We start from the raw sequence: 12,801 nt of genomic DNA, 5'->3' as shown, positions 1-12,801 counted from the left end.
TTGTTTCTGGGAAACAATTCGAAATTGGTAAAGTGTTTGCTTTTCTCTTTTAGTGGCTGAACACTTTGTACCTGCTTTGCTTTTTGGTAGGGATACAACGATATCATGATCAAATAGGGACGGACAATTAAAGTTTTATGTGTTAAAATATATGTATATAATAACAGAATTGGGAGAATGATGAAAAGTGTAAAGATACTAGGATGGAAGGTCTTTTTGTTGGCAATTGCTAGTGGGATATTATTAGTAGCCTTGTTAAAAATTTATCCGATGCTAGCTTATTATTTTCCAGAATCTCAGCGTGGTATTTATAAGGGAACAGATGAGAAAACTGGAGAATCGATTGTGCTTGATAGCCGAAAGGCTAACGTCATTAAGCAAATTCGTGTTTCTGATGATGAACGTGAGATCTGGTTCAGATATGATTATGCGAGCCATAATCATACAATCAGTAAAGGTAAAGATGATAAGATGCGTTGGCTTGGATTTAAATTAAATAAAGAAGATAGACATCTCAGATATATTTGGATTTATCCTGCACATCAAAATAAATTGGCCTCACTCGTTGTGTGTGATTGGCAGACAGGTAAGACGGTTAGAACTTATCATCTTGTGAGGGAAAAATCATGACAGTTAATTATGATCGAGGAGACTTATTTTCGCGTGTTGCGATAGTTTTATTTTTGGGGAGTATTCTTTTCGTACTCCTATTCTTTGCGTCACCTATTTTGGATACGTTAGGTCAAGATGGGGTGGGGATTGTCCTGCCAATTATCTGTGCTATTTTAGTTATCATTCTCGCAATCGGTTTGTCTTTACGCTTGCTAGCTCATCCGTATGCTCTTAAATTTGAGCAAGAGACATTAATGTTTTCCGAACAAGCTTTAAAGTCTGTCAGACTTGATGATTTAGACTTTTTGGCTTACGACGAAACCTTTGAGGATAATGGGAACGGCTATCAAATTTTACTAGGTTTTTCAGATGTCTTAGCAGCCACATTGCCTGAGAAAGTTCAGAAAAACTTACTTGAAACGAGGGCGGGTCAAAAGTTACTAATTTTAAATTTTTCAGTCTTAGAGGACAAGTCTTGGGATGAATTTTGGAAAATTTTGTCCGAAAAAGTGCCATACGTTGATTCAATTTTACTAGATAGACAAGGTCTACTAGATAATTATAAAGCACAGATTGCGACACGAAAAGTCCAAAAGCAAAAAATTCTGGCATTTATCTCAGTTGTCATTGCCATACAATTTATCCTACAGCTGTTTGGGGTTGACCGGTTGATTCAGTTTGATCTATTCCATTAAATATTTGAAAGAAGATGATCTTCTTTTTTATTTTACAGTGAATGCGAGCCGTCAGTAGTCCTTTTTTATGGTATAATCAGGCAATATGGAAAATACATTTGAAGCACTACAGATTAGTGCAGAAACGCAGAAGGCTCTGACGGCCTTAAACTATACGACACCTACTCAGGTGCAAGAAGCAGTGATTACAACATTCGCCAAAGGCCAAGATTTGCTAGTCAAATCACAAACAGGGAGCGGCAAAACAGCGGCTTTTGCCATTCCTTTGGTTGAAAACATCGTCTGGGAAGAGCGTCGCCCGCAGGCTATTGTCCTAGCACCAACACGCGAGTTGGCGCTACAAATTGGCGAGGAAATCTTTAACATTGGACGTTTTAAGCGGATTAAAGTCGAAACTTTAATCGGTCATTCTTCTTTTCAAGCGCAGGCGCGTAACCTCAAAGAGCGGACGCACGTCGTTGTCGCGACACCTGGACGACTGCTGGATCATATCGACCAGGGCACGATTCAGCTTGATCAAGTCAAGTTCGTCGTCCTAGATGAAGTCGATGAGATGCTCAGCATGGGCTTTATGGAGCAGGTAGATGCGATTTTTGAGCAGTTGCCAGTCAAGCGTCAAGTTGCGCTATTTTCTGCGACCCTACCGCAAGCGGTCATGGATGTGTCGGACTTTTATATCAAGCAACCTGCTTTGATTGAAGTAAAGGCGACAAATACCGTGGCTAAACGGATTGATCAGACTTTCTACTTGGTGGATAAAGCAGATAAGTTAGAGAACCTCTATCAACTCTTAGTGCTTGGTAATCCTGACTCAGCCATCATCTTTGCCAATACTCGGGCAGCAGTTGATGCCATCGCAGATTTCTTGGCTCAGAAAAATGTTAAGGCAGAGACCTTGCATGGCGGGATGGAACAGCGCGATAGAACGCGTGTCATTAACGACTTTAAACACAACTATTTTAGATTTTTGATTGCAACTGATGTTGCGGCGCGTGGGATTGATGTGGCCGATATCGCAGCAGTTTATAACTATGATTTGCCTGATAACCCTGAAAGTTATACACATCGTATCGGACGGACAGCACGCTTTGAAAAAACGGGACAGGCTGTTTCTTTGGTCAGCAGTGCCCAAAGAAGTGATTTTGCTAAAATTGAGTCTGAGCAGCTGGCTATCGATGCAGAAATCGCTGAGATGCAACTGCCAAGTATCAGCCTATTCGAGAAGCGCTTACCTACATTTACCGCTAAGCAAAAACGTGAAATGATCGTCAAAACAGCGAAAAGTGCTGTTTTTAAGGATGATATCATGAAACTGCATATCAATGCCGGTAAGAAAACGAAGTTGCGAGCAGGTGATGTGGTTGGCGCGATTACCAATATCCCGGGGATTACTGGCGATGATATCGGGGTTATCTCGATTATTGATGTGTCGACTTTTGTTGAGATTTTGAACGGTAAAGGCAAGCAAGTTCTCAAGGCTTTGCAGGCTGAGAAGATTAAAGGGCGCGTGCGCAAGGTCTCCCGTGCTAATGCTGGTAAATATGAGTGATAATCGGTAATATTTTTTGAAACTAGACAAACAGTTAGATGTAAAGCTTGTCTGTTAAGCAAGTAAAATGAAGGGAAGAGCTTTAGGAGCGCTTCTTTTTTTATAATATAGGTGCCAGTCTAGTTGGGATTATTCAATCAAAAAAATCGTCTAGGAAAAATTTCTCAGACGATTCATTTTAGGATTTGGAAAGCTCAGGCTTTTTGAGATGGTTGTGTCGCCATGGTTGATTTAATGTGGTATTGACGTTTGAGTAAGTAACGAATACCCAGTGCCAACGCACCGATAATTGCTGTAACATAGCCGACTGGCGAAATGTTGATTTCTTTTGGAATCAACATGGTTAAACTAAAGACGGTAATCCAGCCTAGAAAGGCAAGCGTTAAAGTGGCAAAAGTTTTGAAGTTCGTTGTTTTTTTGCCTTCGCTCTGTGGTTTATAGATGAGGCGGAACATGAGATACATCACGAAACCAGCCGCTAAACTCATGGTTATGAGTGTAATCAAACCATAGGTCTTAGCATTTTTACTAAAGATGGCCATAAGCCCATTCATTAAGGCCAAAACCCCAAGCATGAGTAGAGAACTGTCTAACCACATGAGGACAGGTGTCTCGTTGTCGTTTTGACTCGCCGTTGTTTTACCAGATTTGCCTCCAACAACCGCAGGCGCATATTTGGCAGTGAATTCGGACGGTGTGCCTAAAATATCCTTAGCCAACACACGTTGATCTTGAGCGGCAACAATTTGTGGCAGAATATCTGATAAAATGGCTTTGATTTCTTCATCAGACTTGTCGATTTTGACAAGTTCACGCGTCACCACGTGAATGTATTCGCTATTTTTAGCTGTTAATTGTTCAATATAATTTTCCATAGTCCTATTTTAACAGAAAATGCTTGATTTTACATCTGATTTTAAAAAAATGATACCGTTATCAAAAAATGGGGAAGTAAACCAGATAAGAACTGATAGGGCTTGTAAAAATAATTCAACAATATCTCTTGCTTTTAAGTCAAAACATGGTATAATATTCTAGTATGTTATGAATTTGACTAACAAAAAAATCATCGAGGAGAGATATATCATGGCTAAAGTATGTTACTTTACAGGTCGTAAGACTTCATCAGCTAACAACCGTTCACACGCAATGAACAAAACGAAAAAACAAGTTAAACCTAACTTGCAAAAAATTAAAATCGTTGAAAATGGTAAAGTGAAATCAGTATGGGCTTCAGCTCGTGCACTTAAAAACCTTTCAGTTGAACGCGTTTAAGACGTGTGTTTGATCAAATGAAAAACAAAAGAAAAGCTTTTGCGTTAATTTGAGTCTACGATACGTTGGGCCAAATGATTCAAAAGCTCTTTGTTTGGTTAGATCTATTTTACCGTGAAAAGACTTCACGGTTTTTTTATTAGCCGGATTGTGATAAAATGAGAGAAAAGGTGTTGATTGGTAGGAAATAGCGACCAAGTGTTGTCAGTAGACATCAAGACACAAAGCATGCCTAGTCGAAAGATTTAGGTCCACTCATAACAAGCTAGATTGTAAAGCGAGGAAAAAATTATGGCTGTGACAATTAATACAAAAAATGGGACAGTTGACATCGAAAATGATGTGATTGCAACAATTGTTGGCGCATCAACGACAGAAATTTTTGGTGTGGTCGGCATGACCAGTAAAAATGCTGTAAAAGATAATTTTAAAACACTTCTGCGTCAAGAGAACTATGCCAAAGGTGTTGTGATTTCAGCTCATGACAACGGTGTTGATGTTGATATTTATGTGATTGTTTCATTTGGTGTGAAAATCTCTGAAGTTGCTAAAAATGTGCAAGAACGTGTTAAATTTAATTTAGAAAACCAACTGGGCATTACAGCGAATTCAGTTAATGTTTTCGTACAAAATGTGAAAGTGGTGGCTGAATAAGATGACAAATACAATCAATGCAAGTCTGTTTCAGGAGATGATCCAAGCAGCGAGCACACGTTTAAATAACCAAGCGGAGTATGTCAACTCGCTTAACGTCTTTCCCGTACCCGATGGTGATACAGGAACAAATATGGGCATGACGATTACCAATGGTGCTAAAGCAGTTTCGGACAACACTGGTGAGACAGTCGGTCAAGTTGCAGCTATTTTGTCTAAAGGCTTACTTATGGGCGCCCGAGGGAACTCTGGTGTTATCTTGTCACAGATTTTCCGTGGCTTTGGTCAAGCAATTAAAGATGAGGATGTTTTTACCGCTGAAAATTTAGCTAAAGCCTTCCAAAATGGGGTCGAAGTTGCCTATAAAGCAGTGATGAAGCCCGTCGAAGGAACAATTTTAACTGTTTCTCGTGGTGCTGCAGCATTTGCGGGCAAAAAAGCAGCAAACTCTGATGATGCGGTTGACGTGCTGAAAGCGGCGCTTGAAGGTGCGAAAGTTGCCTTGGCTAAAACGCCAGATATGTTGCCAGTACTGAAAGAAGTCGGCGTTGTCGATTCTGGTGGTCAAGGTTTAGTCTATATCTTAGAAGGCTTTGTCGCAGCAGCTACGGGCGAGTATTTAACCTCTGAAGAATTCCAAGCGACACCAGCTGTCATGGATGAAATGGTTAATGCTGAGCACCACAAGTCAGTGGCAGGTTATGTTGCAACAGAAGATATCAAATTCGGTTATTGTACTGAAATCATGGTTGGCATCGGTCAAGGACCAACTGTGTCTAAATCTTTTGATTATGATGAATTCCGTAATTACTTAAATGAAATTGGTGATTCATTACTCGTTGTTAATGATGATGAGATTGTTAAAGTTCATGTCCATACAGAAGATCCTGGTATTGTCATGCAAGAAGGTCTGAAATATGGTGCGCTTGTCAAAGTTAAAGTTGATAATATGCGTGAGCAACACGATGCGCAAGTCATCAAGGAAGCCAATAGCGCTACGCCTAAAGCATCAACTGCCCCTAAAGCATTCGCAGTGATTGCGATTGCTGCTGGAGATGGCTTAGCTAAAATCTTTAAGGATATGGGTGCAGACTACGTGATTTCTGGTGGGCAAACGATGAACCCATCAACTGAAGATATTGTCAAAGCGATTGAGACAGTGAATGCGCACAATGTGATTATCTTACCGAATAATAAAAATATTTTCATGGCTGCACAATCAGCTGCAGATGTTGTTGATATCCCTGCTAAAGTTGTTGAATCTAAGACAGTATCACAAGGTTTGACAGCTCTACTAGCTTTTGAAGCAAGTAAAACGTTAGAAGAAAATGTAGCGGATATGACAGATAATCTGTCAGAAGTCATCAGCGGTCAAGTGACCAATGCCGTCAGAGATACATCCATTGATGGTCTAGAAATTCATGAGAATGACTGGCTTGGTATGATCGATAACAAAATCGTCGTATCAGACAAAGACATGCACGGCGTCTTGACAGAGACCTTTGATAAAATGTTAGCCGATAATGAAGATGCTGAGATTATCAGCATCTATATCGGAGCTGATGGTAACCGCCAAATGGTTGAAACCTTGACAGAAGAACTTGAGGACAAGTATCCAGATGTTGAAGTTGAGATTTTTGAAGGTGGACAACCTGTTTATCCATATCTTTTCTCAGTTGAATAATATTAAACTAAAAAATCGTCGTCAGGCGGTTTTTTTGTAGCTTTTTCGGACAAACCGTCTGGCATTGATCGCTCTAAAGCACTAATAAGCATCAGAAGTAACAAAAATAATACAAATATGTGAAAACGGTTACATTTTGTGATATAATTGCCTTAAAAGATAGGTAAAGAATGGCTGGTCAAATGAAGCAACAACTCGAGACTTTTGATGGTACATCTAACAGATCAGCTTATGCACCGTCTGAAAGCCTTGTTGGCAAAGGAGAAAGAGCATGGTTACAACAGATTACAGACTTGAACCGCATACAAGTATCCCCTACCACACAGGGGTTACTATACCTGTGTTTTCACTGCGTAGTGCGCAATCATTTGGTGTAGGCGATTTTTCGGATTTAAAAAGTTTTGCCGATTTTGCAGCTAAATCAGACATGGATTTAATTCAAATTCTGCCGATCAATGATACAACAACCTTTATGGACTGGCGAGATAGTTATCCTTACCGGGCGATATCTGTTTTTGCCTTGCATCCGATTTATTTCGACATGGCTGCTGTTCGTGACGTATTAACGGCTGCAGAAAAAGTGGACTTTGATGCCCAGCAAAAAACGCTGAATGCCCTAGATGCCATTGATTATGAAGCTGTTTTGGCTGCCAAATGGCATTATATCAAGATTGGCTATGAAAAAATGAGCAAAACTGTTTTTGCCAGTATGGCTTTTTTGGACTTTTTTGCGAAAAATCGTAACTGGTTAGAGCCCTACGCAGCTTTTTGCTACCTAAGAGACTTGAATCAGACAGCTGACTTCTCACAATGGGGTGAGTTTGCCAAGTTTTCTAAGGATAAGCTGAAAAAATTATCAACATCCGGTCTTAACCTCCATTACTTTGTCCAATTCTTACTCCATGAGCAGCTCAAATCCGCCTCAGATTACGCGCACACACTAGGGGTAGGCCTCAAAGGTGATATCGCCATTGGTATCGCCCACGATTCTGCAGATGCCTGGTCCGACGAAAGCTTGTATCACATGGATAAGCAAACCGGTGCACCACCAGATGCTTTTTCGGCAACCGGTCAAAACTGGGGCTTTCCGACTTATAACTGGGATAAAATGGCAGAAACAAACTTTACCTGGTGGCAACAACGCCTAACCGTCATGCGTGAGTATTTTGATGCCTATCGCTTGGACCATATTCTAGGCTTCTTTAGAATCTGGGAGATTCCTAATCACAGTGTTCGAGCGCTTTTGGGGCAATTCTCACCCGCGCTTGGTCTAACGATTGAAGAAATTGAAAATAATTATCATATTCCTTTCAGCAGTTGGGGTGGGGAAGAGCGGTTTGTCCAGCCTTTCATCAGAGACTGGGTCGTGAGGGAGCTAGCAGGAGTTTATAACGACCAAATCTTCGCTGAGTTTTTAGAGTCTCGTGGCAATGGTAATTATCAATTTAAAGCGCAATACAACACGCAGAAAAAAATAGAAGCACAAGTCTCAGATGAGTCTTTACGAAATATCTTATTTACCCTGCAAGAAAATGTTTTGTTCCTAGCAGATCATCGAACACCTGGCCTTTATCATCCGCGGATCAAATTCATGGACACCTTGAGCTTCCGTGAGTTTGGCGATGAGCAAGTCAAGCAAAACTTGATGGGACTACATAACGATTATTTCTATACACGCCATAATGAATTTTGGAAGGAAAAAGCCTACCAAAAATTACCCGTGATTAAAAACGCAACAGATATGCTGGCCTGCGGAGAAGACCTAGGCATGGTCCCTGATAATGTACCAGATGTCATGTGGCATTTGCAAATTTTACGCCTAATGATTGAGCGGATGTCGTCAGATAGTGCACATGCTGTCAATAATCTAGACTGGGCACCGTATTTGTCCGTTGTCTCTACCTCATCACATGACACATCAACCTTGCGTCAATGGTGGAAAGAAGATGCGGGCTTCACGCAAAGATACTATAACGATGTCATGCACTGGTGGGGGTCTGCACCAGGCTATATGACGCAAGAGATTGCGACTGAAATTATCCAGCGCCACATGAATTCTGATGCCATGCTAGCTATCTTCCCGCTTCAAGATCTGCTTGCCATGACCTCACAATGTCTACCAGACGAGAGTCTAGAGAGGATTAACCAGCCAGAAAATCCTTTCCATTACTGGCGTTTCCGGAATCACTTATCTAATGAAGCGCTCCTAGCTTCTGATGAGATCACCTCAAAAATTAAGGGACTAATTAATAACACACGTCGTCATATCGGTAGATAATCTGATCAAAATTTATAAACAAAATAATAGTAAAAAGGCTTTCATTTTTGTATCCTAAAGATGGAAAGCCTTTTCTCTATTCACTGAATTCGTGATTTTCAGTCTTTAGAGTTGTCATAAAATCACACAAGGAGAACAACATGAAAGTTATTATCATTGGCGCAAGCCACGGTGGACACCAATCAGCATTGGAACTTTTGGATAAGTACCCAGACGCTGATGTGACGATTTATGAAAAAGGAGATTTCGTCTCTTTCTTGTCATGCGGGATGCAGTTGTTTTTAGAAGACAAAGTCTCAGGTGTTGATGATGTTCGAAATTTCAAACCAGAAGACATCGAAAAACGTGGTGGCAAAGTCAAATCTCAACATGAAGTTTTAAGTTTTGATGCCGATAAAAAAGAAGTCACAGTTAAAAACTTGGCAACTGGTGACGTCCTGACAGATACTTACGATAAACTCATTCTGTCTTCCGGTGTCACACCAGCTGCTTTACCAGTTCCGGGCGCAGACAAGGCAAACATTTTCTTCATGCGCGGTCGTGATTGGGCCCTTAAAATCAAAGAAAAAATGCAAGACCCGACAGTCAAAAACGTCGCAGTCATCGGCTCTGGTTATATCGGTGTCGAAGCCGCAGAAGTTTTCGCCAAAGCAGGTAAAAAAGTGACAATCATCGACATGATCGATGACGTTCTTGGTAACTACCTCGACAAAGATTTAACAGACATCCTAGCTCCCGTTTTTGAGGGGAATGGGATTGCCTTAGCACTCGGTGCTAGCATCACAGGTTTTGCCGGTGATGATGCAGTCACTGGCGTTGAGACGGCGACTGGTACTATTGATGCGGATCTCGTCATTGTTGCAGCAGGTGTCACACCAAATACAGCATGGCTTAAAGGTCTAGTTGATCTAGAACCTCGTGGTCAAATCAAAGTGGATGATTACTTGCGGACCTCAGCAAAAGATGTCTACGCAGTCGGAGATGCTATCTTGCCGTTGAATATTGCAAGCGGTAAACATGCGCCTGTTGCTTTGGCATCAACAGCACGTCGTGAAGCGCGTTATGTCATTCGCAATATTGAAGCAGACACACCAACTGAAAAATTCCGTGGTGTATTGGGCACAAGTGCCCTTTCAGTCTTTGACTATAAATTCGCCATGACAGGGCTCAATGATTTCTCAGCTGCCCGCTCTGACGTTGCCGTAACAGGTAGCTTCTTCAAAGATACCTTGCGCCCAAGTTTTGTGGAAAACGATGGCAACACAGATGTTTACGTTAAATTAAACTATGACCAAGATACGCACAAAATTCTTGGCGGTCAAGTCATGTCCACTTATGACGTGACAGCACAGATTAATGCACTAGCACTAGCCATTACAACTGGTTTAACCCTAGAAGATCTAGCAGAAGCAGATTTCTTCTTCCAACCCGGTTTCGACCGTCAATGGTCACTCTTGAACTTAGCAGCGCAAGCCGCTTTAGGTGAAACCAAGTTTTAAGCTGTGATAGTAAAAATCCTTCTGGTTTTGATTAGCCAGAGGGATTTTATTTTTATTTGATTAGATAATGAAAAAGCAAGTTATTTTAAAATGTGATAGAATAATGATAACAATTCAAATAAAAACAAGTATTGAAAATGTCTGATTGAGTAAAGATCAAGTCATTTCGCTGATAAGGATGATAAGAGATGGATAGACTGATTTTAGTTTTAGTAACATTAGGTGCCTGGTTACTTTTTGGTGCACCTTTACTACAAGCAACAACTGAACTACATGAAGAAGTAGCAGGCTGGGAGAAAATCAGAAGCAAACATGCTGCTGCTAAAAAAATTGACATCGGTAAGGTGACTTTTTGGTGGTGGCTTTTACCGCCTCTCAAAGTCTTGTTTGAAAAACGTCGCATAAGAAAAATTCAAAGGACCTATGCCGATATCAAATTATCGGATGAAACCCAAGAAAGATTATATAAGTATGCTTTGAAGGTCAACGGTTGGAGTGGTGTCACATTAGGCGGGTGGCTAGTTGCCATCAGCACCACTTGGACCTTAGTTGGCAACTTGGAATTAAGTCTAGGTGCTTGGATTGGGTTAGTGATTTTTTTCAGTTATGTGAGCATTATCATTAATATAAAATTACTCATCAAAAATTAAGTTTAAACAGACTAGAAATTCGAAAATGAATTTGATGAAACAAATTGACCATTATCATCCTTTGCTATGTAGTGAAAGGGATAATGGTAAAGAATTAAAAAATGGCGTCAACATCGGCAAGTGGTGAGAGCGTCATTTTTTATCCCCTCATCCCCTCAAAAATATGGTAAAATGTAATAAATACACTATTTTAAGGACTTGACTAAAACTATGAATGATAAACAATTAGTATCCCAAGCACTAGCAGCTGTTTTGGGTGATGCATTAAGTAATGAAGCCATCAGTAATTTACTTGAAACACCTAAAAAATCTGAAATGGGTGACTTGGCTTTCCCTGCTTTTTCCTTGGCGAAAAGCTTGCGTAAGGCACCTAACATGATCGCAGCTGACATCGCTGAAAAGATTTCGTCAGAAGGGTTTGAAAAAGTCGTAGCAATGGGCCCATATGTCAACTTTTTCTTAGATAAATCAGCGACAGCGACAGCAGTCTTGTCAGAAATTTTATCAGAAGGCACAGCTTATGCGACTTTAGACCAAACAGGTGATAATGTTGCCATTGATATGTCATCACCCAACATCGCCAAACCTTTTTCAATCGGCCATTTGCGTTCGACTGTGATTGGGGATGCCTTGGCTAAGATTTATCAAAAAATAGGCTACAATCCAGTCAAGATCAACCATTTGGGCGACTGGGGTAAGCAGTTTGGCATGCTCATCGTGGCTTATAAAAAATACGGTAACGAAGCAGCTATCCGTCAAAATCCGATTTCTGAGTTGCTCAAACTCTACGTGCAAATTAATGCTGAAGCGGCAGATGATCCGACAGTTGATGTTGAAGCGCGTGATTGGTTCCTTAAACTTGAAAACGGAGATGCGGAAGCCTTGGCATTGTGGCAATGGTTCCGTGATGAATCTCTGGTTGAGTTCGACCGCATCTATACAGAATTAGGTGTTGAATTTGACAGCATGAACGGTGAAGCCTTCTATAATGACAAGATGGATGAAATCATTGATATCCTATCTGAAAAAGGCTTACTAACAGAATCTGAAGGGGCAACTGTGATTGAGCTTGAAGGTTTTGAAAACCCAGCTTTAATCAAGAAATCAGATGGCGCAACGCTTTATATCACGCGTGATTTGGCTGCGGCCCTTTACCGCAAACGGACTTATAAATTTGCTAAATCACTCTATGTTGTTGGTCAAGAACAGTCAGGACATTTCAAACAGCTCAAAGCTGTTCTTAAGAAAATGGACTATGACTGGGCGGACGACATCTACCACGTGCCATTTGGCTTAGTGACAAAAGAAGGTAAGAAATTATCAACCCGTAAGGGCAATGTCATCTTACTAGAACCAACGCTACATGAAGCAGTCAAACGCGCTCAAGCGCAAATCGATGCGAAAAATCCTGATCTACCTAACAAAGCCGCAGTCGCCCACGCTGTCGGTGTTGGTGCCATCAAATTCTACGATTTGAAAAACGAGCGCCTCAACGGTTACGACTTCAACTTAGAGGAAATGGTCTCATTTGAAGGTGAAACTGGCCCTTACGTCCAATATGCTCATGCGCGGATTCAATCAATTTTGCGCAAGGCAAACTTTCAACCAGATGCGGTGGCAGGCAAAACCCTTGCCCTAACGGACGATGAAAGCTGGGAAATCATCAAGTTATTGCAAGCATTCCCTGACGTTATCGCAAGAGCAGCACGCACTTTCGAGCCATCTGCCATTGCCAAATACGCCATCAACCTCGCCCAAGCCTTCAACAAGTACTACGCCCACACGCGGATTTTGGATGAGAATGCGGAGAAGGACGCGCGTCTCGCTTTGGCTTACGCCACTGGCATCGTCTTGAGAGAAAGTCTCAGACTTTTGGGTGTTGATGCACCTGAAGAAATGTAAGGC

At 41.1% G+C, this 12,801-nt stretch carries 11 protein-coding genes; 10 read left to right on the top strand and 1 reads right to left on the bottom strand.

Annotation, left to right across the window (positions count from 1 at the left end; genetic code table 11):
- The first annotated feature begins 180 nt into the window (after positions 1 to 180).
- From LRA01S_RS03040 to LRA01S_RS03030, 3 genes are all read left to right on the top strand, one after another.
- Complete coding sequence (locus LRA01S_RS03040; RefSeq protein WP_156470216.1) at positions 181 to 630, top strand: hypothetical protein; 450 nt, start codon at positions 181 to 183, stop codon at positions 628 to 630.
- Positions 627 to 1,307 (top strand): hypothetical protein, encoded by a 681-nt coding sequence (locus LRA01S_RS03035; RefSeq protein ID WP_061774171.1) that lies wholly within the window; start codon positions 627 to 629, stop codon positions 1,305 to 1,307. Before LRA01S_RS03040 ends, LRA01S_RS03035 begins: the two co-directional genes overlap by 4 nt.
- Before the next feature lie 85 nt (positions 1,308 to 1,392).
- On the top strand, positions 1,393 to 2,856 hold the full coding sequence (locus tag LRA01S_RS03030; protein ID WP_061774170.1) for a DEAD/DEAH box helicase: 1,464 nt from the start codon (positions 1,393 to 1,395) through the stop codon (positions 2,854 to 2,856).
- 194 nt (positions 2,857 to 3,050) lie between these two features.
- Here the strand turns inward: LRA01S_RS03030 and LRA01S_RS03025 are convergent, their stop codons facing one another.
- Positions 3,051 to 3,731 carry a DUF1129 family protein gene (locus LRA01S_RS03025; protein ID WP_061774169.1) on the bottom strand — a complete coding sequence of 227 codons (681 nt, stop codon included), beginning with the start codon at positions 3,729 to 3,731 and terminating at the stop codon, positions 3,051 to 3,053.
- A 211-nt stretch (positions 3,732 to 3,942) separates the two neighbouring features.
- Between LRA01S_RS03025 and rpmB the strand changes: the two genes are divergently transcribed.
- The 7 genes from rpmB to argS all read left to right on the top strand — a co-directional run bounded on the left by rpmB (position 3,943) and on the right by argS (position 12,798).
- Positions 3,943 to 4,131 carry a 50S ribosomal protein L28 gene (gene rpmB, locus LRA01S_RS03020; RefSeq protein ID WP_003140443.1) on the top strand — a complete coding sequence of 63 codons (189 nt, stop codon included), beginning with the start codon at positions 3,943 to 3,945 and terminating at the stop codon, positions 4,129 to 4,131.
- Positions 4,132 to 4,422: 291 nt separating this feature from the next.
- A complete protein-coding gene (locus LRA01S_RS03015; RefSeq protein ID WP_061774168.1) occupies positions 4,423 to 4,785 on the top strand; it encodes an Asp23/Gls24 family envelope stress response protein in 363 nt (120 codons plus the stop codon).
- Position 4,786: 1 nt separating this feature from the next.
- Positions 4,787 to 6,469: a DAK2 domain-containing protein gene (locus LRA01S_RS03010; RefSeq protein ID WP_061774167.1), complete on the top strand. Its 1,683-nt coding sequence runs from the start codon at positions 4,787 to 4,789 to the stop codon at positions 6,467 to 6,469.
- A gap of 271 nt (positions 6,470 to 6,740) precedes the next feature.
- The gene (locus tag LRA01S_RS03005) at positions 6,741 to 8,747 is read left to right on the top strand and encodes a 4-alpha-glucanotransferase (RefSeq protein WP_061774166.1); all 2,007 of its coding nucleotides are present in this window, start codon (positions 6,741 to 6,743) and stop codon (positions 8,745 to 8,747) included.
- 140 nt (positions 8,748 to 8,887) lie between these two features.
- A complete protein-coding gene (locus LRA01S_RS03000) occupies positions 8,888 to 10,246 on the top strand; it encodes an FAD-dependent oxidoreductase (RefSeq protein ID WP_061774165.1) in 1,359 nt (452 codons plus the stop codon).
- Between the two features lie 188 nt (positions 10,247 to 10,434).
- Positions 10,435 to 10,896 (top strand): hypothetical protein, encoded by a 462-nt coding sequence (locus LRA01S_RS02995; protein ID WP_061774164.1) that lies wholly within the window; start codon positions 10,435 to 10,437, stop codon positions 10,894 to 10,896.
- A gap of 210 nt (positions 10,897 to 11,106) precedes the next feature.
- Entirely contained in the window at positions 11,107 to 12,798 is a 1,692-nt protein-coding gene (argS, locus tag LRA01S_RS02990; protein WP_061774163.1) for an arginine--tRNA ligase, read from the top strand.
- Positions 12,799 to 12,801 lie beyond the last annotated feature (3 nt).

Source organism: Pseudolactococcus raffinolactis NBRC 100932 (assembly GCF_001591765.1).
In the GTDB taxonomy this organism is placed as follows: Bacteria; Bacillota; Bacilli; order Lactobacillales; family Streptococcaceae; genus Pseudolactococcus; species Pseudolactococcus raffinolactis.
This window is presented reverse-complemented; position numbering and strand designations above follow the sequence as displayed.